Genomic DNA, 22,552 nt, shown 5'->3' on the forward strand with positions numbered 1-22,552 from the left:
CTCCAAGCGGAGTGGGGCACCTCGGCTACGGCTCGACGAGCCCGCAGGACTTACTTGTTGATCTTGGTGACCTGGCCGGCGCCCACCGTACGACCACCCTCACGGATGGCGAACTTCAGGCCCTCCTCCATGGCGACCGGCTGGATCAGCGAGACCGTCATGGCGGTGTTGTCGCCCGGCATGACCATCTCGGTGCCCTCGGGGAGGGTCACCACGCCGGTCACGTCCGTGGTACGGAAGTAGAACTGCGGGCGGTAGTTGTTGAAGAACGGCGTGTGGCGGCCGCCCTCGTCCTTGGACAGGATGTACGCCTGCGCCTCGAACTCGGTGTGCGGGGTGACCGTGCCCGGCTTGATGATGACCTGGCCGCGCTCGACGTCCTCGCGCTTGATGCCGCGAAGCAGCAGACCGACGTTCTCACCGGCCTGGCCCTCGTCGAGCAGCTTGCGGAACATCTCGATGCCGGTGACCGTGGTGGTGGTCTTCTCGGTCTTGATGCCGATGATGTCCACGGTCTCGTTGACCTTGAGCACACCGCGCTCGATACGACCGGTGACGACGGTGCCACGACCGGTGATCGTGAAGACGTCCTCGATCGGCATCAGGAACGGCTTCTCGACGTCACGCTCGGGGGTGGGGATCGACTCGTCGACGGCCTTCATCAGGCCGAGCAGCTTCTCGCCCCACTCCTTGTCGCCCTCGAGGGCCTTGAGCGCGGAGACGCGCACGACCGGCAGGTCGTCGCCCGGGAACTCGTACTCGGAGAGCAGCTCGCGCACCTCGAGCTCGACGAGCTCCAGGATCTCCTCGTCGTCCACCATGTCGGCCTTGTTCAGGGCCACCACGATGTACGGCACGCCGACCTGGCGGGCCAGCAGCACGTGCTCCTTGGTCTGCGGCATCGGGCCGTCGGTCGCGGCGACCACCAGGATCGCGCCGTCCATCTGCGCGGCACCGGTGATCATGTTCTTGATGTAGTCCGCGTGACCGGGGCAGTCGACGTGCGCGTAGTGACGCGACTCGGTCTGGTACTCGACGTGCGCGATCGAGATGGTGATACCGCGCTGGCGCTCCTCAGGAGCCTTGTCGATCTGGTCGAAGGCCGAAGCCTCGTTGAGTTCCGGGTACGCGTCGTGCAGCACCTTGGTAATCGCCGCGGTAAGCGTGGTCTTACCGTGGTCGATGTGACCGATGGTGCCGATGTTGACGTGCGGCTTAGTCCGCTCGAACTTCGCCTTCGCCACTGGGGTCCTCCTGGGAGTGGATCTGTACGCCTTGGTTCATCGGCGCCAGGTGATCTTTGCTGGAATGCCGACCCGGGGGCGTTTCCGACACATTGTGCCGGAAACACCCCGAAAGCCTGCTGTCAAGCCTAAACGAGGTACCGAGGGGTACTACTCGCCCTTGGCCTTCGCGATGATCTCCTCTGCGACGTTCCGCGGAACCTCGGCGTAGGAGTCGAACTGCATGGAGTAGCTGGCCCGGCCCGAGGTCTTGGACCGCAGGTCACCGACGTAGCCGAACATCTCCGACAGCGGAACCAGGCCCTTGACGACCCGGGCGCTGCTGCGCTCCTCCATGGCCTGGATCTGGCCACGGCGGGAGTTGAGGTCGCCGATGACGTCGCCCATGTAGTCCTCGGGGGTGGTGACCTCGACGGCCATCATCGGTTCGAGAAGCACGGGGCTCGCCTTGCGGGCACCCTCCTTGAACGCCTGCGAACCGGCGATCTTGAACGCCAGCTCGGAGGAGTCGACCTCGTGGTAGCCGCCGTCGAGCAGGGTGACGCGGACGCCCACCATCTCGTAGCCGGCCAGGATGCCGAACTTCATGGCCTCCTGCGCACCCGCGTCCACCGAGGGGATGTACTCGCGGGGGATGCGGCCACCGGTGACCTTGTTGACGAACTCGTAGGTCGCGTCGCCGCCTTCCAGCGGCTCCAGCATGATCTGCACCTTGGCGAACTGACCGGTACCACCGGTCTGCTTCTTGTGGGTGTAGTCGATGCGCTCGACCGTCTTGCGAATGGTCTCGCGGTACGCGACCTGCGGCTTGCCGACGTTGGCCTCGACCCGGAACTCGCGCCGCATCCGGTCGACCAGCACCTCGAGGTGCAGTTCGCCCATGCCGCCGATGATGGTCTGGCCGGTCTCCTCGTCCGAGTGGACCTGGAAGGAGGGGTCCTCCTCCGAGAGCCGCTGGATGGCGACACCCAGCTTCTCCTGGTCGCCCTTGGACTTGGGCTCGATCGCGACCTCGATCACCGGCGCCGGGAAGTCCATCGACTCCAGGATCACCGGGTTCTTGTCGTCGCACAGCGTCTCACCGGTGGTGGTCTGCTTCAGACCCATCACGGCGATGATGTCGCCGGCGCCCACCGACTCGATCTCCTCACGCTTGTTCGCGTGCATGCGGTAGATCTTGCCGATGCGCTCCTTCTTGCCCTTGACCGAGTTCAGCACCGCTGTACCCGACACCAGGCGGCCCGAGTAGACCCGGACGAAGGTGAGCTTGCCCAGGTGCGGGTCGCTCATGATCTTGAACGCGAGACCGGAGAACGGCTCGTCGTCCGACGGCTTGCGCTTGATGATCTCGTCGGCGTCACCGACGGCGTGGCCCTCGATGGCCTCGACGTCCAGCGGCGACGGGAGGTAGCGCACGACCGCGTCGAGCAGGGGCTGCACGCCCTTGTTCTTGAACGCGGTGCCGCAGAACACGGGGGTGACGGTGACCGAGTCCGCGCTGCCCTTGGAGGCGAGCGTGATCCGGCGGATGGCCGCCATCAGCTGCTCCTGGGTGGGCTCCTGGCCCTCCAGGTACAGCTCCATCATCTCGTCGTCGTGCTCGGCGACAGCCTCGAGCAGCTTGCCGTGCCACTCCTCGGCCGCCTCGACGTGCGTGTCCGGGATGTCGACGACGTCGTACATCTCGCCCTTGGTCGCTTCGAGCGACCAGACCAGGGCCTTCATCTGGACGAGGTCGACCACGCCCTTGAAGTCGGCCTCCGCGCCGATCGGAAGCTGCATGACCAGCGGCACCGCGCCGAGGCGGTCCACGATCATGTCGACGCAGCGGTGGAACTCCGCGCCGGTGCGGTCGAGCTTGTTGACGAAGCAGATGCGGGGCACGCCGTAACGGTCGGCCTGACGCCAGACCGTCTCGGACTGCGGCTCCACACCGGCGACACCGTCGAACACGGTCACGGCGCCGTCGAGGACGCGCAGCGAACGCTCCACCTCGACGGTGAAGTCGACGTGGCCGGGGGTGTCGATGATGTTGATGGTGTGGTCGACATCGTCGAGCGGCCAGTGACAGGTCGTCGCGGCCGACGTGATGGTGATGCCGCGCTCCTGCTCCTGCTCCATCCAGTCCATGGTGGCAGCGCCGTCGTGGACTTCACCGATCTTGTAGGAGACACCGGTGTAGAACAGAATCCGCTCGGTGGTCGTCGTCTTGCCCGCGTCGATGTGGGCCATGATCCCGATGTTGCGGACCTTGGCCAGGTCAAGCGAAGTGGTGGCCATGTGGCTCAGTCTTCTCTCGGTTTCGATGGGGGTGGTGACTACCAGCGGTAGTGCGCGAAGGCCTTGTTGGACTCGGCCATCTTGTGCGTGTCCTCGCGGCGCTTCACGGAGGCGCCGAGGCCATTGCTGGCGTCGAGGATCTCGTTCATCAGTCGCTCGGTCATGGTCTTCTCGCGACGGGCGCGGGAGTACCCGACCATCCAGCGCAGCGCCAGCGTGTTCTGGCGGCCCGGACGGACCTCGACCGGCACCTGGTAGGTCGCGCCGCCGACGCGGCGGGACTTGACCTCAAGGGTCGGCTTGATGTTCTCCAGAGCGCGCTTGAGCGTGATGACCGGGTCGGCGCCGGCCTTCTCGCGCACGCCCTCGAGAGCGCCGTACACGATGCGCTCGGCGGTGGAGCGCTTCCCGTGCAGGAGGATCTTGTTGACCAGCGAGGTCACCAGCGGGGAGCCGTAAACCGGGTCGATGATGACCGGGCGCTTCGGGGCGGGGCCCTTACGAGGCATGCTTACTTCTCCTTCTTGGCGCCGTAGCGGCTGCGGGCCTGCTTGCGGTTCTTCACGCCCTGCGTGTCGAGCGAACCGCGGATGATCTTGTAGCGAACACCCGGCAGGTCCTTCACACGGCCGCCGCGCACGAGCACGATGGAGTGCTCCTGAAGGTTGTGGCCCTCGCCCGGGATGTAGGCAGTGACCTCGATACCGCTGGTCAGACGGACACGCGCGACCTTACGGAGAGCCGAGTTCGGCTTCTTCGGGGTGGTCGTGTACACACGCGTGCAGACGCCGCGGCGCTGGGGCGAACCCTTCAGCGCGGGCGTCTTGTTCTTCTCGACCTTGTCCTGCCGGCCCTTTCGGACCAGCTGCTGGATCGTAGGCACCGTTTCTCCGGTTTCTGTGTGCCGATCTCGATAAAACTAACCTGGGGACCGACCCACGCGGTCGGGTGTGTCGCGGACCCCGCACGTATCCGAAGGAACGGAAAGTGCGTTTGGTCGGGCGCCGCGGCCTCGGTGTCCTCGTCCGGTCACATGGCACGCACAAGGACCCGGGCACACCCCAGGCACAAGATGAGAGCGTACCTACCGCATCGGCTACGGTCAAAACAAATGCACCTCACCCCTTGACCCTGGTGGAGGCGGCTTCCACCGGCCGCCCGCCGACGCCGTTCCGCTCCCCGGGGCCGCGCGCTGCGCTAGGGTGCTGCGGCCTCGTACCGCCGCGATTCGGGGGAGCTTCGCTCATGACTGTCACCGGTGACGCCGGCCGAAGCACCTCTCCCGGCTGGGCGGAGCAGCCCAGCACGCTGGACGACCGGATTCCCTTCCTGGCCCGCCTGGAGCAGGACGACCGCGTCGCGCTGCTGGCCCTCGGCCGCCCGCTCGTCTACCCCGCGCGATCGACCCTCGTCCACCAGGACGAGCCGGCCGCCCATGTGCTGCTGGTGCTCACCGGCTGGACCAAGGTCACGCGCTCCGCGGTCAACGGATACCAGGCGCTGCTCGCCCTCCGCGGCCCCGGCGACATCGTGGGCGAGGCGTCCGCGGTCAGCGGGCGGCCACGCTCGGCGACCGTGACCGCGCTGGAGGAGGTCAACGCGGTCACCGTCGAACGCGACCGGTTCCTGGCCCAGTTGGCCGCCTCACCCGCCATCGCCCTGAAGCTCCTGGGCCTCACCGCCGACCGCACCCGGGCCAGCGACCGCCGGCGGGTGGAGTTCGGCGCCCTCGGGGTACGGGAGCGGCTGGCCATCCTGCTGCTGGAACTGGCCCGCACCCACGGCACGCAGGTACCGGAAGGGCTGCGGCTGACCACCGGCCTGAGCCAGCACGATCTGGCGGGTTCGGTGGGGGCCTCCCGCGAGGCCGTCGCGCGGCTGCTCAAGGACCTGCGCGAGCGCGGCATCGTCCGCACCAGCCGCCGCAGTCTGATCATCGTCCGGCCGGAACAACTGCGCCGGATCGGCCGCGGCGAGTAGTCGGTCTCGGCGAGCAGCGGCGAGCAGCGGACGGCGGCTGCCACAGGCCGGAGCCCCGTTGTGTGCACTCGGTCACAGATCGTCTGTGTCGGCGTCCCTCCCGACTGTCAGTGCGGTGCGGGAGAGTCGGCACGCACAGTCGAGTTCGTGAGAGGCGGCCATGACCGAACCCGTGAACCGCACCATCCTGCTCTTCGACATCGAGCGCTTCAGCCGGCGGGACGACATGGAGCAGGCGTTCCTGCGGCGCGGCCTCGACAGCGTCGTGGCGGACAGCCTCGCCGCGGCCGGGGTGGAGCGCACCCAGCAGTACCGCGAGGACCGCGGCGACGGGCTGATCATCCTGATCAGCGGCGACGTCTCGAAGGCCCGGCTGCTGCGCGCGCTGCTGAAGGAGACACCCGACGCGCTTCGCGCCTACAACCGCTTCGCCGCCAGCAGCACCCAGATGCGGCTGCGCATCGTGCTGGCCTCCGGCGAGGTGGCGCACGATCCGCAGGGCAGCACGGTCGGCGGTCTCGTCGGCCACGACCTCAACCAGGCGTGCCGGCTGCTCGACGCCGACGTCCTGCGGGAGGCGCTACGGCAGCGGGAGACGGCCGACTGCGTGCTGTGCGTCTCGGCGCCGGTCTACGAGGGGGTGGTCCGGCACGGCCATCGGGGCCTGGCCAAGGAGGAGTTCCATCGCGTCGCCGTGGCGGTGAAGGAGGACCGGCTGGACGCCTGGCTGTACGGACCGGTGCCCGGCGGGCACGGCGGCGACCGCGACGACGCCGGTGTGGGGAGGGAGCGCTCGGGGGCGCGGGGGGAGCCGGCGCTGCCGGAGGAACGGGTGAGCCCGGAGGAACGGGTGGGCCCGGGGGAACGGGCGGAACCGGGGGAACAGGCGCAGCCACAGCCCCGGCGGCGCCCCCAGGCCGCTGACGTCGGCGTCCATTTCACCTTCGACGGCGGCTCCCAGACCTTCGGCGGCGGCCAGGTCGCGGGAGACCAGATCGGCGTGAGCGGTGGCCAGGTCACCGGCGACGTGATCATGGGCAGCGTCCACCGGGACTCCGGCGGCGAGCGCCGATGAGCGAGCCGCACGCCAAGGACCGGCCGGACCCACCGGAAGAGCCGCAGCCGGAAGAGCCGCCGGTTGACGAGCAGGAGGCCGGCGAGGACCAGCCCGCCGAGGAGGACGACCGCCCGCAGGACCCCTGGGTCGCCCGCCGCGAGCTGTACTTGCACGCCCCGACCGCATTCGGCGGCGGACTCACCGCCGGCGACCAGATCGGGATGACCGGCGGCCGGCTGCACGGCGACCTGATCATGGGCAGCAAGGTCGAGAACCACTTCCGCCTCGGCTCCTCCACCCACACCTCCGGCGAGCTCCCGCCGTCCGAACTGGCCGAACTGGCCGAGGTGTTCGTCGCCGACACCGAACACGTCGACGCCGCCCTGGCCCGGTTGCGCGACGATCGCGTGCTCGTGCTGTCCGGCGCCCCCTACACCGGCCGCCGCAGCGCCGCGCTCATGCTGCTGCACACGCTGGGCGCGGCTCCCGTCCGCGCGCTCGACCCGAAGACCCGGCCCACGGCGCTCAAGGACGAACTGGGCGCGGGTGCCCGCGGATACCTGCTGTGCGACCTGACCACCGACCGGGACCATCCGCTGCGGGACATCGACCTGCTCGGTGTCCGGGAGGAGTTGGTGAAGGAGGACGCCTATCTCGTGGTCACGATCGGTCTGGCGGCTTCGCTGTCCGGGGTCCGGCCGATGCCCTGGCAGCCGCCCGCTCCGGATGCCGTCCTGCGAGCCCACCTGGCTCGGCGTGTCGGCGACGCGCAGCGCGAGCGGATGCTGCTCGCGCTGGAGCCCGCCCAGGACTTCGTCGCCCACGGCCACCACCAGCTTCGCGAGGCCGCCAGGTTCGCGGAGGCACTGGCGGCCTACGCCCGCGGCGAGTTGACCGAGCAGACACTGAGCTCCTTCCAGGCCGCTGCCGTTACCGACCAGGTGCAGGAGTGGTTCGGGGACGAGGAGACCCCGCTGCGCGACAAGGCGTTCCTGATCGCGCTCGCCGCCTTCGACGAGGCCCCCTATGCCCTGGCCGCAGAGCTGAGCGACGAGCTGCACGCGGCTCTCCAGCGGACCGAACACCCCGGTGTCCGGCCGCTGATCCCGGTCTTCGGCACCTCCATCACCAAGCGGTTGCGCCTGGCCCGCGCGCGCGGCTACGAAGAGATGGAGCACACCGAGTGGGGCCCGGTCAGCCAGTACAAGGCCCGCTTCGAGGAGCCGCTGGCCGCGATCGTGCTCCTGCGCGAGGTGTGGACCAGCTACCCGTCCGCCCGGCCCGCCCTGATCCACTGGCTGCGCCGGCTCGCGGACGACGGCCGTCCACTGGTCCGTACCCGCGCCGCGGTGACCGCGGCGGTGCTGACCTACGCCGACCTGCCCTCGGCAATGGCGCTTCTCGTGCACGGCTGGGCCGGTGCCAGGCGGTACCGCTTCTGCCTCGTCGCGGCCAACACCCTCGCCCTCGCCCACAGCCTGGGCGCCCCCAACGTGCCCAGCATCCTGCGGGCCTGGTGTGACCGGGAGCAGCCCGACGAGCGACTGCGGTGGACGGCGATCCGCGCGTACGCGCTCGTGGGTGCGGAGATGCCCGAAGAGGCGCTGGAAGCGCTCGCGGACGCGGCCCGGGCCGAGGGCGACGACGAGGAGGCCGAGCAGATCGCCGAGTCGATCGCCCTGCTGCTCACCGCGCCGGCGGCCGACACCCGCAGCCGGGTGCTCTCCGAACTGGCCGAACTGGTCCACGACAAGCCACCGGTACGCCGGGTCACGCTTCGTGCGTTCGTCCTCGCCTGCGAGCACACCGACGACCTGCTCCTCCTGCGCTGGCACGCCGAAGCGGCGGCGTCGGGCGGCACGGCGGACGACCGGCACCTCTCGGCGCTGTGGCGCGCCGCCCTCGGCGACCTGTCGTACACCGGCGACGCGTTGCAGGCGCTTCGCCGCTGGGTCCATCAGGCCGACACCGACCCGACAGTGGAGTCCGCGCTGCTGGGCCTGCTCCCGGCGATCGCGGTGACCGCCGACGACCGCAAGCGCCTCAGCCACCTGCTGCGCACGCTGCCGGCACCGCACGGCGGGCAACCGCCGCAAGTGGCGGGCCGGCTGCTCGCCGCCCTGTAGCGCGGCAGCGCACGGCACGACGGCACGACGGCACCACGGCACGACGGCACGACGGCACGACGGCACGACGGCACGACCGCACCGGCGAACGACGACGAAGACCGCGCACGGCACGCCGACCCCCGCGACATCCCGACACCTCGCCACCCGCGACGACAAGGAGCGACGAACCATGGCGGACTTCCGCCGCCCCCCGGACTGGGACCAGGGCGCCGACCGACACAGCGATCTGTCCGACCCGGTCCTGGTGGTGCGCCAACTCGCCCGATTCGAGTACCGCAAGCTCTACAGCCGGATCGACAACGCCCTGGTGTTCACCACCGGCAAGGGCGGCTACGACGTCTTCATGCCACCGCACCGGCCGACCCGCTCGGAGATGGCCACCAAGCGGTACTCCGCCGTGTACGAGGTGGACGTGGGCATCCACCGCTGCGCGTCCTCGCTGCGCCTGCCGAGCGACAACGACGCCTTCCACTTCACCGCGGAACTGGAGCTGAGCTGGCAGGTCGTCCGGCCCGACCTCTTCGTCGCCAGCGGCGAGCGCCACGTGCCGACGCTGCTGGAACGGCGCTTCGAAGAACTCGCCCGCCCGCACACCCGGGCACTGCCGATCGACCGCTCCTCAGCCGCCGAACAGGCCGTGCGGCGCGCCGTCGAGACGACCGGGCCGCTGGGCGGCGATGCCGGGCTGCGGGTGGACTGGATGCTGCGCCTGCACGTGGACGACGACGCGCTGGCACACCAGCGCGAGCTTCGCCAGACGCGCTACGCGGACGAGAAGCTCAGCGCCTCGCACGCGCTCGCGATGCGCGAGAGCCGGCTCCAGGCGGAACGCACGACGGCTCAGGCCGAGCAGGAACACGAGCTGGCGATGCTCAAGGGGCGCGGGGAGATCGAACGCCAGAGCCTGGAAGCGGAGAAGATCGAGTTCTACCAGTACTACCTCCAGCAGGAGGGCGTGCGGTCCTGGGCGTTCCACCTCGCCCGGCACCCGGAGGACTCCCGGCTGGTGATGGAGAGCCTGCGCCAGGACCAGCTCGCCCTCATCCAGAGCCAGGTGAACGTCGCCCTGGACGTGCTCAAGAGCGCCGGCCTGGAGGAGTACCAGCGTGAGGACATGAACAAGCACGCCGCCCAGATCATCGAAGAGGTGCTCACCCGCAATCTGCCGGGCGCCACCAAGGCCCCGCCGCCCATGCCCGGCGTGCTGCCGTGGACCCGACCCCACGACGCACCACCGCCCAGCGGGCCCCATGGGTCCAGCGAGCCGAGTGGACCCAGCGGCCCGAACGAGCCGGAAACGGGCGAGTCGTGAGCAGCGCCACCGCGGGCCAACGATTACTCGCCGAGCTGCGCTCCGAGATCTCCCACGCCGACAACAAGGCATCGGTCCTGCTCGGTGCGCTGAGCATGACCGCGGGCCTGGTCGGCGCGCTGCTGGCGGCCCACGGCTGGACGCCGACCCGGCTGGCGACCGCGGACCAGTTCCTGTGGTGGTCCGGTATCGCGTCGCTCGCCGGCTGCCTGCTGGCCCTGCTGCTGGCGATCACACCCCGCTACGGCAGCGACCTGTGGGCCCCGGGCCGCCCGCTGACCTACTTCGACGACATCCGGCGGGCGGTCGCCCAGGACGTGCTGCCGCGCGCGCTGGCGGACACCGACGCCGCCGCGGACGCGGGCCTGATCGACGCCCTCTCCGCCACCAGCCGCATCGTCGGCACCAAGCACACCTGGATACGTGTGGGGCTGATCGCCTATGCCGCGGGCGCGGTGCTGCTGCCCAGCGCCCTGCTCCTCGGCTGACCGACACCCGCGACGCCCGATCGGAAGGCACATCGCATGACCACCCCGTCCGCCACCGACGACGACCCGCCCGACAGCCGCGGCCCATCCATGCCGCCGCGCTACCCCACGGGCGCCCGGCCATCGCCGCCTCCCTACCCCGGCGGCCTGCCACCGCGGCCCTCCACGGCCACCACCACGGCCGCGCCACCCCCCGGACCCGTCGTTCCACCGTTTCCGCGGCAGCAGCAGCCGTGGACGGCCGGTGCCGCGCCGGGGCGGGTGCACCTCACCAGGCGGCAGCGCGGAGCGGACGCCACCGCGCTGGGCCAGCTCCTCCTCCACCTGCCGAGCTTCCTGGTGAGCCTGATCCTCGTCGCCGGCATCGCGCACGCCGTCCTCCCCCGCGCGGACTGGGTGATCGTGGCCGCCTGGCTGGCCTCAGGGGCCCTGGTCTTCCACCCGCCGACCGAGAGCTTCATCGCCCGCCACCTGCTGGGACTGCGCTATCCGACCCCGTCGGAGTGGCACCGGCTGGAGCCGCAGTGGCGAAAGGTGGCCGCGCTGGCCGGCGTCGAGGGCCGCGCGTACCACCTGTGGGTCGAGGACCGCGACGACCTCAACGCCCTCTCGGCGGCGGGCCACATCGTGGGCGTCACCCGCTTCTCCCTCACCCTGCCCGACGGCCAGCTCGCGGCCGTGCTGGCCCACGAGCTCAGCCACCACACCGGCGGTCACGCCTGGTCGTCGCTGCTCGGCCAGTGGTACGCGACGCCGGGCCGGCTGGCCTGGGCCGCGGTCCGCGCGGTGGCGCGCTTCTTCCGGCGGGTCAACGGCTGCCTGACGTTCCTGCTGCTGATCATGGCGGCCGGGTTCGTGGTGGCGCTCGCCGTGTCGTACTGGTTCGTCGTGCTCCCGCTGCTGGTGGCCCCGTACCTGCTGGCGGCCGTCGGCCGCCGCGCCGAGCTGCGCGCCGACCAGCACGCGGCAGCGCTGGGTTTCGGGCCGATGCTCGCGGAGGTCCTCCAGACCATGCAGTCGCAGAGCCGTCGGGACCCCCGCACCGCAACCCTCGCCCTGCCGGCACACGGCGCGACGGCCGCGACCACGGAAGGCGGTCTGCTCACCAGGCTGCTGTCCTCGCACCCCGACTACCACACCCGGCTGCACCACCTGCGGCCCTACCTGGAGCCCGCCCGCTGATCGGCGCCGGGCGGCCGCCGGAGGGGGGCGGCCGCCCGGCGTCAGGGGACCGGTGTCAGGGGCCTGGGGCGAAGGCGAGGAGGACGGCGATCAGGCTGATGAAGGCGAGCAGGCCGGCCAGGCCGAGGTAGCCGAGGACGAGGCCGACGGTGGCCTGCCCGTCGCCGTGCTGGCCGGTGCGGCGGATCTGGCCCCTGGCGACGTGGCCGCAGATGACCGCCGGAAGCGAGGTGACGCAGGGTCAGGAAGCCGAGAATGCCGCAGACCAGGGCGGCGGTGGCCGCGCTGTTGGTGCGCGGGACCGGCGCGAAGGTGAGGGGGACGGGCGGATACGGCTGCGGCGGGGCCCGGTGCGCCGGAGCGTGGGGGATGTCCGCGGTGATGCGGTCGAGGTCGGCGTAGGTGCGTGCCTGGTACGCCCAGCCGATCCGCTCGTCGTACTCCTCGGGCCTCAACCGGCCCTCGGTGTACGCCTCCTTGAGGATGTCCACCGCGTGCTCACGATCCGCGTCACCGGCCAGCATGCCTCCAGGATGCCCCAAAACGGCGGTCCGCGGGAGGAATCGCGGTGCGGTTGCGGGAATCGCGCGACGGCGGGCGACGGCTAGCCGTCGCCGGGAACGCCGCCCGGCTCCTCATCGGCTCCCGGCGTGGCGAGCGCGCTGAGCGCTTCCGTGACCAGGGCGACCAGTTCGTCCTTGGGGACCGAACGGATCTCCTCGAACCAGCCGAGCGAGCGGCCCAGGCTGATGCCGTACAGCGCGCAGACGGCGATCTCCGCGCGCAGCCGGGCGCGGTCCAGGTCCCGGTCGGCGAGGTCGGCGGCCAGCGGCTCGACGACGCGGCGGGCGATCCGGTCACCGGCGGCCACCCGGATCTCCGGGGAGGTGTCGGACCGGATGAGCGCCTGGAGGATCGGGCCGGGCCCGCGCTCGTCGGACCTGGTGACCAGGGTGTGGGTGATCTGCGCCAGCCCCCGGAAGTCGGCCGGCATGCGCGCGGCGGCGTCCTCGGCCACCACCGCGGCGACGTACAGCTCCGCCTTGTTGCCGAAGTAGCGGGCGATCAACGCCGCGTCCACACCGGCGCGTTCGCCGATCTCCCGGATCGTGGTGCGCTCGAAGCCCTTCTGCCCGAAGAGCTCCTGCGCGGCCCGCAGCAGGGCCTGCTTGCTGGCGGCGGCGTCCCGGGCCCGGCCCGCCCGCGGCCGCTCGGGCACCGCGTGCTCGGCGCTCACCCTGGTCCTCCTCAGCGGGTGTCAGAAGTCCGGTCGTCGACGGTCATGTAGCCGGAGCCGGCGAGTTCGGCCTCCTCCTCCATCATAGGGACGACCGCCGCCGGGGCCGGGGCGCCCGACGCGACCCGGCGGCCGGCCCCCAGCCCGGGCAGCACGAAGCTGATGACGGCCGTGGCCACGCCCAGCGCGGACGCGATGATCAGGGCCATCCGGAACCCCGACACCTCCGGCAGCGCGCTCCCCGCGTGGGTGTGCGCCATCAGCACGGCCGCCGACAGCGCGCTGCCGAGCGTCAGGCCGATGCTGCGCAGCACCTGGTAGAAGCCGGTCGCGCTGCCGGTCTCGCCGGCCGGCACCGCGCGCACGATGAAGCCGGGCATCGCGGCGTAGGTGAACCCCATGCCGAAGCCGGCGATCCCGGAGACCACGAACGCCTCCCACAGGTGCGAGTGCTCCAGCGCGAAGAAGCCGGTGCCGAAGGCGAAGATCAGCGAGCCGAGCGGGATCATGCTCCGCGTGCCGAACCGGCGTTCGTACATCCCGAGGAAGCGGCTGGCCACGAAGTTCGTCACCGCGTAGGGCACCAGTACCAGGCCGGAGACGACCAGCGAGGCCCCGAAGCCGTAGCCCTGGGACGCCGGGACCTGGACGAACTCCACCACGACCGGCAGCAGCAGGTACATCGCGACGCTGATCAGGAACCCGCCGGTGTCGGCGGTGAGCACCGAGCGGTTCTTGACCTGCCGCAGGTCGATCAACGGGTCGGTGGTGCGCAGCTCGTACGGTATCCACACCGCGAGCAGCACCAGGCTGCCGGCGAAGAGGCCCAGCGCGCGGGCCGACGTCCATCCCCAGCCGCCCGCCTCGCTGAGCGCCACCGAGAGCCCGACGACGACCAGGCTGATCAGGGTCGCGCCCACGGTGTCGAACCGCCGGGTGGGCACCTCGGCGCGGCCGGGCAGCACGAAGGCGGCGAGCAGGAACGCGCAGCCGACAGTGATCGCGCCGAACCAGTACGCGCCCCGGAAGTCGAAGGTCTCCGCGATCAGCGCGGTCAGCGGGTAGCCGAGCCCGGCGCCGATCGCGGCCGTGACCGAGAGCGTGGCGATCGCCTGCCGTGACTTCTCGGGCGCGAGGTTGCGCCGGGCGACGGCCATCGCCACCGGCAGCAGGCCAAGCCCCACCCCTTGCAGGCCGCGGCCCACGATCAGCATGGCGAAGCCGTTGGAGAGCGCGGCGACCACGCAGCCGGCCACCACCGAGCCGAGCGCGGCGAGGATCACCTCGCGCTGCCGGGGCCCGTCGGAGAGCCGGCCCATCAGGGGCGTGGCGAGCGCGCCGGTCATCAGCGTGATGGTCAGCAGCCACTCAGCCGTGCTCAGCGAGACGCCGTCGGCGTGGGCGATGGTGGGGATCAGCGGGGCGCCCAGGCTGGAGACGACCGACATCAGCGAGCCGACGATCACCAGGGTCGGCCCGAGCAGGCGCAGTCGCAGCCCGCGCGGTAGGGCCCCGGGCCCGGCGGGCCCGCTTGCTATGTCTCCGCTGATCGACACGATGCCGTCGCTCTCCCGGGTCGGTTGTCACCCACTGATGTCATCAGATGATGACAACGGAGATAACGGTAACACGCATCTATCTCCGCCCCGACGGCACCCCGGGCCCAACCGGCCGGCCCGGCCGCACGCACGGCGCCACGCACGGCCCACACAGCCCCACGCGCGCCCCCCGGGCACACGAGAAGGGCGGCCGCCCCGGAGTCCCGGGGCGACCGCCCTTCCTTCGTACCGCGGTCCTTCAGACCGTCAGGCCCACCACTCAGCCGTTGTACGGGCCGTAGTCGTAGTCCTCCAGCGGCACCGCCTGGCCGGAGCCGGTGCCGAACGGGCTGTAGTCGATGTCGTCGTAGCCGACGGCCGAGTACATCGCGGCCTTGGCCTCCTCGGTCGGCTCCACCCGGATGTTGCGGTAGCGGGACAGACCCGTACCGGCCGGGATGAGCTTGCCGATGATGACGTTCTCCTTCAGACCCAGCAGCGAGTCCGACTTCGCGTGGATCGCCGCGTCCGTCAGCACCCGGGTCGTCTCCTGGAAGGAGGCGGCCGACAGCCAGGACTCGGTGGCCAGCGAGGCCTTGGTGATACCCATCAGCTGCGGACGACCCGAGGCCGGGTGACCGCCCTCGGAGACCACGCGACGGTTCTCGGTCTCGAACCGGCCGCGCTCGACCAGCTCGCCCGGCAGCAGCTCCGCGTCGCCGGACTCGATGATCGTCACCCGGCGCAGCATCTGCCGGATGATGATCTCGATGTGCTTGTCGTGGATCGACACGCCCTGCGAGTTGTAGACCTTCTGCACTTCCTGCACCAGGTGGATCTGGACCTGGCGCTGGCCGAGGATGCGCAGCACGTCGTGCGGGTTGGTCGCGCCGTAGGTGAGCTTCTGGCCCACCTCGACGTGATCGCCCTCGCCGACCTGGAGCTTGACGCGCTTGGAGATCGGGTAGGCGATCTCGTCGGCACCGTCGTCCGGGGTGACGATGATCTTCTTGGTCTTCTCGGTCTCCTCGACCCGGACCCGGCCGGCCGCCTCGGAGATCGGCGCGACACCCTTGGGCACGCGCGCCTCGAAGAGCTCGACCACACGCGGCAGACCCTGCGTGATGTCGTCACCGGCCACACCACCGGTGTGGAAGGTACGCATCGTCAGCTGGGTACCGGGCTCACCGATCGACTGGGCGGCGATGATGCCGACCGCCTCGCCGATGTCCACCAGCTTGCCGGTGGCCAGCGAGCGCCCGTAGCAGTAGGCGCAGGTGCCGACGGCCGACTCGCAGGTGAGGATCGAGCGGGTCTTGACCTCCTCGACGCCGTGCCGCAGCAGCTGGTCGATGAGCACGTCGCCCAGGTCGACGTTGGCGGGGGCGATGACCTTGCCGTCCACCACGACGTCCTCGGCGAGCATCCGCGCGTACACGCTGGTCTCGACGTCTTCCGCCTTGCGCAGCGTGCCGTCCTCGGCCCGCTCGGCGATCCGCAGCTTCAGACCGCGCTCGGTGCCGCAGTCCTCCTCGCGGATGATCACGTCCTGCGAGACGTCCACCAGACGACGGGTCAGGTAACCCGAGTCGGCGGTACGCAGCGCGGTGTCGGCCAGACCCTTACGGGCACCGTGGGTGGAGATGAAGTACTCCAGCACGGACAGGCCCTCGCGGAAGGACGCCTTGATCGGACGCGGGATCGTCTCGTTCTTGGCGTTCGACACCAGACCACGCATACCCGCGATCTGACGCATCTGCATCATGTTCCCGCGGGCACCCGAGTCGACCATCATGAAGATCGGGTTGGTCTTCGGGAAGTTGGCGTTCATCGCCGTGGCGACCTCGTTGGTCGCCTTGGTCCAGATGTTGATCAGCTCGTCCGAGCGCTCCTGCTTGGTGATCAGGCCGCGCTCGTACTGCTTCTGGACCTTCTCGTCGAGCGCCTCGTAGGAGGCGATGATGCCCTTCTTCGCCTCGGGCACGACGATGTCGGTGACGGCCACGGTGACGCCCGAGCGGGTCGCCCAGTGGAAGCCGGCCGCCTTCAGGTTGTCGAGCGTCGCCGCCACGATCACCTTCGGGTACCGCTCGGCGAGGTCGTTGACGATCTCGGAGAGCTGCTTCTTGCCGACCGCGTAGTCCACGAACGGGTAGTCCTCGGGCAGCAGCTCGTTGAAGAGCGCCCGGCCCAGGGTGGTGCGCAGCCGGAAGCTGTCACCGACCTGGTACGGCTCCTCGCCCTCCACCGGCTCCGGCGGGGTCCAGCCGCGCGGCGGGACGGTGCCCACCGGGAAGCGGATGTCCACCCGCGCCTGCATCGACAGCTCACGCGCGTCGAAGGCCATGATCGCCTCGGCGGTGGCGCCGAACGCCCGGCCCTCGCCCTTGACCTCGCGCTCCTCGGAGTCCGTGGTCAGGAAGAACAGACCGAGCACCATGTCCTGGGTCGGCATGGTGACCGGGCGGCCGTCGGCGGGCTTGAGGATGTTGTTCGAGGACAGCATCAGGATGCGGGCCTCGGCCTGCGCCTCCGCGGACAGCGGAAGGTGCACGGCCATCTGGTCGCCGTCGAAGTCCGCGTTGAACGCGGTGCAGACCAGCGGGTGGATCTGGATGGCCTTGCCCTCGACGAGCTGCGGCTCGAACGCCTGGATGCCCAGCCGGTGCAGGGTCGGCGCACGGTTCAGCAGCACCGGGTGCTCGGCGATGACCTCTTCCAGCACGTCGTACACGACCGTGCGGCCGCGCTCGACCATGCGCTTGGCCGACTTGATGTTCTGCGCGTGGTTGAGGTCCACCAGGCGCTTCATCACGAACGGCTTGAAGAGCTCCAGCGCCATGGCCTTGGGCAGGCCGCACTGGTGCAGCTTGAGCTGCGGGCCGACGACGATCACCGAACGCGCGGAGTAGTCCACGCGCTTGCCGAGCAGGTTCTGGCGGAACCGGCCCTGCTTGCCCTTGAGCATGTCGGAGAGCGACTTCAGCGGACGGTTGCCGGGACCCGTCACCGGGCGGCCGCGGCGGCCGTTGTCGAAGAGCGCGTCGACGGCCTCCTGGAGCATCCGCTTCTCGTTGTTCACGATGATCTCGGGGGCACCGAGGTCGAGCAGGCGCTTCAGGCGGTTGTTGCGGTTGATCACACGGCGGTACAGGTCGTTCAGGTCGGAGGTGGCGAACCGGCCACCGTCGAGCTGGACCATCGGACGCAGGTCCGGCGGGATCACGGGGACGCAGTCCAGCACCATGCCGCCGGGCTTGTTGGTGGTCTGCAGGAACGCGGAGACCACCTTGAGCCGCTTCAGGGCGCGGGTCTTCTTCTGGCCCTTGCCGGTGCGGATGATCTCGCGGAGGCGCTCGGCCTCCTCGTCCAGGTCGAAGGACTCCAGGCGCTTCTGCAGCGCCGCGGCACCCATCGAGCCCTGGAAGTACGTGCCGAACCGGTCGCGCAGCTCACGGTAGAGCAGCTCGTCGCCCTCCAGGTCCTGGACCTTGAGGTTCTTGAAGCGGGCCCACACCTCGTCGAGCCGGTCCAGCTCGCGCTGGGCGCGGTCGCGCAGCTGCTTCATCTCGCGCTCGGCGCCCTCACGCACCTTGCGGCGGACGTCGGCCTTGGCGCCTTCGTTCTCCAGCTCGCCGAGGTCGGCCTCCAGCTTCTTCTGCCGGGCCTCCACATCGGCGTCACGCCGCTGCTCGACCTGCTGGCGCTCCACGGAGACCTGGGCCTCCAGCGAGGGCAGGTCGCGGGTGCGGCGCTCGTCGTCCACCCAGGTGATCATGTACGCCGCGAAGTAGATGACCTTCTCCAGGTCCTTCGGGGCGAGGTCGAGCAGGTACCCCAGGCGCGAGGGCACGCCCTTGAAGTACCAGATGTGGGTGACCGGCGCGGCCAGCTCGATGTGGCCCATCCGCTCACGACGCACCTTGGCGCGGGTGACCTCGACGCCGCAGCGCTCACAGATGATGCCCTTGAAGCGGACGCGCTTGTACTTGCCGCAGTAGCACTCCCAGTCCCGGGTGGGGCCGAAGATCTTCTCGCAGAAGAGCCCGTCCTTTTCCGGCTTGAGGGTGCGGTAGTTGATGGTCTCGGGCTTCTTGACCTCGCCGTGCGACCAGGTCCGGATGTCGTCCGCGGTGGCCAGGCCGATCCGCAGCTCGTCGAAGAAGTTGACGTCGAGCACTGTGTCGTCAATCCCTCTCAGGGTTGATTCTCAAATGGTCTGAACGGGTCGCGGGAGAGCCCGTCCGGCTGGAGACCGGACGGGCCGGCCCGTCAGACCTCTTCGACGCTGCTCGGCTCGCGCCGGGACAGGTCGATGCCGAGCTCCTCCGCCGCACGGAACACGTCCTCGTCGGTGTCCCGCATCTCGATGGACATGCCGTCCTTGGACAGCACCTCCACGTTGAGGCAGAGCGACTGCATCTCCTTGATGAGCACCTTGAAGGACTCGGGGATGCCGGGCTCGGGGATGTTCTCGCCCTTGACGATGGCCTCGTAGACCTTCACGCGGCCGAGCACGTCGTCGGACTTGATGGTCAGCAGTTCCTGGAGTGCGTACGCGGCGCCGTAAGCCTCCAGCGCCCACACCTCCATCTCGCCGAATCGCTGCCCGCCGAACTGCGCCTTACCACCCAGCGGCTGCTGGGTGATCATCGAGTACGGACCGGTGGAGCGCGCGTGCAGCTTGTCGTCCACCAGGTGGTGCAGCTTGAGGATGTACATGTAGCCGATGGAGATCGGCTCCGGGAACGGCTCGCCGGAGCGGCCGTCGAAGAGCCGGGCCTTGCCGGAGGACTTCACCATCCGGTCGCCGTCGCGGTTGGGGACCGTGGCCTCGAAGAGACCGACGATCTCGTCCTCGCGGGCGCCGTCGAAGACCGGCGTGGCCACGTTGGTGTCGGGCTCCACCCGGCCGGCGCCGATGGCGTCGAGCCGGCTGGCCCACTCCTCGGCGATACCGGAGACGTCCCAGCCCTGCTTCGCGAGCCAGCCGAGGTGGATCTCCAGCACCTGGCCCGGGTTCATCCGGGACGGGACGCCGAGCGGGTTGAGGATGATGTCGACCGGGGTGCCGTCCTCGGTGAACGGCATGTCCTCGACCGGCAGGATCTTGGAGATGACGCCCTTGTTGCCGTGCCGGCCGGCCAGCTTGTCGCCGTCGGTGATCTTCCGCTTCTGCGCGACGTACACGCGCACCAGCTGGTTGACACCGGGCGGCAGCTCGTCGCCCTCCTCACGGTCGAAGACGCGCACGCCGATGACCTTGCCGACCTCGCCGTGCGGCACCTTCAGCGAGGTGTCGCGGACCTCGCGGGCCTTCTCGCCGAAGATCGCGCGCAGCAGCCGCTCCTCCGGGGTCAGCTCGGTCTCGCCCTTCGGGGTGACCTTGCCGACCAGGATGTCGCCGGCCACCACGTCAGCACCGATCCGGATGATGCCGCGCTCGTCGAGGTCGGCCAGCACCTCCTCGGAGACGTTCGGGATGTCCCGGGTGATCTCCTCGGGGCCCAGCTTGGTGTCGCGGGCGTCGACCTCGTGCTCCTCGATGTGGATCGAGGAGAGCACGTCGTCCTGCACGAGGCGCTGCGACAGGATGATCGCGTCCTCGTAGTTGTGGCCTTCCCACGGCATGAACGCGACCAGCAGGTTCTTGCCGAGGGCCATCTCGCCCTCGTCCGTGGACGGGCCGTCGGCGAGCACCTGGCCGGCCACCACGCGGGCGCCCTCGTCCACGACGACCTTCTGGTTGAAGGAGGTGCCCTGGTTGGAGCGGGAGAACTTGGCGATCCGGTACGTGGTGTACGTGCCGTCGTCGTTGGTGACCGTGACGTAGTCGGCGGAGACCTCCTGGACCACACCGTCCTTCTCGGCCTTGATCACGTCGCCGGCGTCGACCGCGCAGCGGTACTCCATGCCGGTGCCGACCAGCGGCGCCTCGGCCTTGATCAGCGGCACGGCCTGGCGCATCATGTTCGCGCCCATCAGGGCGCGGTTGGCGTCGTCGTGCTCCAGGAACGGGATCATCGCGGTCGCGACCGACACCATCTGGCGCGGCGAGACGTCCATGTAGTCGACGTCGTCGCCGGGGATGTAGTCGATCTCGCCGCCACGGCGGCGGACCAGCACGCGGGACTCGGCGAACCGCAGTTCCTCGGTCAGCGGCGCGTTGGCCTGCGCGATGACGAAGCGGTCCTCCTCGTCGGCGGTCAGGTAGTCGACGTCGTCGGTGACCTGGCCGTCGACGACCTTGCGGTACGGCGTCTCGATGAAGCCGAACGCGTTGACCCGGCCGTAGGAGGCGAGCGAGCCGATCAGACCGATGTTCGGGCCTTCCGGCGTCTCGATCGGGCACATCCGGCCGTAGTGCGACGGGTGCACGTCACGGACCTCGAAGCCGGCCCGCTCACGGGACAGACCACCGGGGCCGAGCGCGTTGAGCCGGCGCTTGTGCGTCAGGCCCGACAGCGGGTTCGTCTGGTCCATGAACTGGGACAGCTGGCTGGTGCCGAAGAACTCCTTGATGGAGGCGACGACCGGCCGGATGTTGATCAGGGTCTGCGGCGTGATCGCCTCGACGTCCTGGGTGGTCATGCGCTCGCGCACGACCCGCTCCATACGGGCGAGACCCGTACGGACCTGGTTCTGGATCAGCTCGCCGACGTTGCGGATGCGGCGGTTGCCGAAGTGGTCGATGTCGTCGGTCTCGACGATGATCGACCGGCCCGACTCGCCGACCGTCTCGGTCTCACCGGCGTGCAGCTTCACCAGGTACTTGATCGTGGCGAGGATGTCGTCGGTGGTGAGCACGCCGGCGTCCAGCGGCGCGTCGCTGCCGAGCTTCTTGTTCACCTTGTAGCGACCGACCTTGGCCAGGTCGTAGCGCTTCGGGTTGAAGTAGAGGTTCTCCAGCAGGGTCTGGGCGGCCTCCTTCGTCGGCGGCTCGCCCGGGCGCAGCTTGCGGTAGATGTCCAGCAGCGCGTCGTCCTGGCCCTGGGTGTGGTCCTTCTCCAGGGTGGCGCGCATCGACTCGTACTCGCCGAACTCCTCGAGGATCTGCTCGGTGGTCCAGCCGAGCGCCTTGAGCAGGACGGTGACCGACTGCTTGCGCTTGCGGTCGATGCGGACACCGACCATGTCGCGCTTGTCGATCTCCATCTCCAGCCAGGCACCCCGGGACGGGATGATCTTGGCGGAGAAGATGTCCTTGTCGGAGGTCTTGTCGATGGAGCTGTCGAAGTAGACACCCGGCGAGCGGACCAGCTGCGAGACGACGACACGCTCGGTGCCGTTGATGCAGAAGGTGCCCTTGTTCGTCATCAGGGGGAAGTCGCCCATGAAGACGGTCTGGGACTTGATCTCGCCGGTCTCGTTGTTGGTGAACTCGGCGGTGACGAAGAGCGGGGCGCCGTAGGTGAAGTCGCGCTCCTTGCACTCGTCGAGCGAGTTCTTCGGCGGCTCGAAGCGGTGGTCACGGAACGTGAGGGACATCGACCCGGAGAAGTCCTCGATCGGGGAGATCTCCTCGAAGATCTCCTCCAGACCGGACTTCCTGGGGACGTCCTGCCCACTGTCCAGGGCCGCCTCGACACGGGCCTTCCACGCGGCGTTGCCGAGCAGCCAGTCAAAGCTCTCGGTCTGGAGCGCGAGGAGGTTCGGAACTTCGAGCGGTTCACGGATCTTCGCGAAAGAGATGCGCAGCGGGGCGGTGCTTGCGCCGTTGTTCGAATTGGTGGTCGAGGCGTTGCGCGAGGCGGCCAAGAGGGGGTCCTTCCGAGGGCTCGGACTCACTACGCGCGTACCGGACCGAACCCGAGCGGAAGAGAAAAGCCCTGATGACAGGCTTCCTCACGAGTGCTCGGACACGGGCATACCCCTGGTGACGGGCCAGGCAGCAGCTAACAGGCAGCGCAAAGGGTCAGTGTAGCCACTTGGCCCACTGATGTCCAGGCTGAGATTCGGAGTACCGAATCGTCGCCCCCTCCGCCTGTCTCATCGTCCGCGTCGCCCGGCCCTCGGAGCCCGGGTGCCGCTTCCGTCATCCTGTCCTGCCTGCTGCGCGCCCGGCCGGAACCGGTCACTCAACCACCATCGCATCCATTCCCGGT

Annotated in this window: 15 protein-coding genes and 1 pseudogene; 6 read left to right on the plus strand and 10 right to left on the minus strand. The window is 69.7% G+C overall.

What is annotated here, in order from left to right; translation table 11 throughout:
- Positions 1–50 precede the first annotated feature (50 nt).
- The 4 genes from tuf to rpsL form a co-directional block, all read right to left on the minus strand.
- A complete protein-coding gene (tuf, locus tag OG896_RS15070) occupies positions 51–1,244 on the minus strand; it encodes an elongation factor Tu (RefSeq protein ID WP_329365806.1) in 1,194 nt (397 codons plus the stop codon).
- Between the two features lie 150 nt (positions 1,245–1,394).
- Positions 1,395–3,524 (minus strand): elongation factor G, encoded by a 2,130-nt coding sequence (gene fusA, locus OG896_RS15075; RefSeq protein ID WP_329365808.1) that lies wholly within the window; start codon positions 3,522–3,524, stop codon positions 1,395–1,397.
- Positions 3,525–3,562: 38 nt separating this feature from the next.
- On the minus strand, positions 3,563–4,033 hold the full coding sequence (gene rpsG / locus OG896_RS15080; protein WP_073492360.1) for a 30S ribosomal protein S7: 471 nt from the start codon (positions 4,031–4,033) through the stop codon (positions 3,563–3,565).
- Positions 4,034–4,035: 2 nt separating this feature from the next.
- Positions 4,036–4,407 (minus strand): 30S ribosomal protein S12, encoded by a 372-nt coding sequence (rpsL, locus tag OG896_RS15085; protein WP_014144289.1) that lies wholly within the window; start codon positions 4,405–4,407, stop codon positions 4,036–4,038.
- 362 nt (positions 4,408–4,769) lie between these two features.
- On the opposite strand from rpsL, the gene OG896_RS15090 reads away from it, so the two are divergent.
- The 6 genes from OG896_RS15090 (at position 4,770) to OG896_RS15115 (ending at position 11,672) form a co-directional block, all read left to right on the plus strand.
- Positions 4,770–5,504, plus strand: a complete 735-nt coding sequence (locus OG896_RS15090) for a Crp/Fnr family transcriptional regulator (protein ID WP_329365809.1) — start codon at positions 4,770–4,772, stop codon at positions 5,502–5,504.
- 160 nt (positions 5,505–5,664) lie between these two features.
- Positions 5,665–6,579: a hypothetical protein gene (locus tag OG896_RS15095; RefSeq protein WP_329365810.1), complete on the plus strand. Its 915-nt coding sequence runs from the start codon at positions 5,665–5,667 to the stop codon at positions 6,577–6,579.
- A complete protein-coding gene (locus OG896_RS15100) occupies positions 6,576–8,687 on the plus strand; it encodes a hypothetical protein (protein ID WP_329365812.1) in 2,112 nt (703 codons plus the stop codon). The genes OG896_RS15095 and OG896_RS15100 overlap by 4 nt, the downstream gene beginning before the upstream one ends.
- 172 nt (positions 8,688–8,859) lie before the next feature.
- Entirely contained in the window at positions 8,860–10,002 is a 1,143-nt protein-coding gene (locus OG896_RS15105) for a PE-PGRS family protein (RefSeq protein ID WP_329365814.1), read from the plus strand.
- Positions 9,999–10,490, plus strand: a complete 492-nt coding sequence (locus OG896_RS15110) for a Pycsar system effector family protein (RefSeq protein WP_329365816.1) — start codon at positions 9,999–10,001, stop codon at positions 10,488–10,490. Before OG896_RS15105 ends, OG896_RS15110 begins: the two co-directional genes overlap by 4 nt.
- Positions 10,491–10,526: 36 nt before the next feature.
- A complete protein-coding gene (locus OG896_RS15115) occupies positions 10,527–11,672 on the plus strand; it encodes a M48 family metalloprotease (protein ID WP_329365818.1) in 1,146 nt (381 codons plus the stop codon).
- 55 nt (positions 11,673–11,727) lie between these two features.
- Here the strand turns inward: OG896_RS15115 and OG896_RS15120 are convergent, their stop codons facing one another.
- The 6 genes and pseudogenes from OG896_RS15120 to rpoB form a co-directional block, all read right to left on the minus strand.
- Positions 11,728–11,886, minus strand: a complete 159-nt coding sequence (locus tag OG896_RS15120) for a DUF4190 domain-containing protein (RefSeq protein WP_329374023.1) — start codon at positions 11,884–11,886, stop codon at positions 11,728–11,730.
- A gap of 211 nt (positions 11,887–12,097) precedes the next feature.
- Positions 12,098–12,196: pseudogene (locus OG896_RS15125) on the minus strand (DUF1707 SHOCT-like domain-containing protein); the annotation flags it as partial.
- Between the two features lie 80 nt (positions 12,197–12,276).
- Complete coding sequence (locus tag OG896_RS15130) at positions 12,277–12,909, minus strand: TetR family transcriptional regulator (protein ID WP_329365819.1); 633 nt, start codon at positions 12,907–12,909, stop codon at positions 12,277–12,279.
- An 11-nt stretch (positions 12,910–12,920) separates the two neighbouring features.
- Positions 12,921–14,465: an MFS transporter gene (locus OG896_RS15135; protein ID WP_329365821.1), complete on the minus strand. Its 1,545-nt coding sequence runs from the start codon at positions 14,463–14,465 to the stop codon at positions 12,921–12,923.
- Positions 14,466–14,727: 262 nt separating this feature from the next.
- Positions 14,728–18,627, minus strand: a complete 3,900-nt coding sequence (locus tag OG896_RS15140; protein ID WP_328468066.1) for a DNA-directed RNA polymerase subunit beta' — start codon at positions 18,625–18,627, stop codon at positions 14,728–14,730.
- A 92-nt stretch (positions 18,628–18,719) separates the two neighbouring features.
- On the minus strand, positions 18,720–22,205 hold the full coding sequence (rpoB, locus tag OG896_RS15145; RefSeq protein WP_328468064.1) for a DNA-directed RNA polymerase subunit beta: 3,486 nt from the start codon (positions 22,203–22,205) through the stop codon (positions 18,720–18,722).
- Positions 22,206–22,552 lie beyond the last annotated feature (347 nt).

Origin of the sequence: Streptomyces sp. NBC_00669 (assembly GCF_036226785.1) — a bacterium.
In the GTDB taxonomy this organism is placed as follows: Bacteria; Actinomycetota; Actinomycetes; order Streptomycetales; family Streptomycetaceae; genus Actinacidiphila.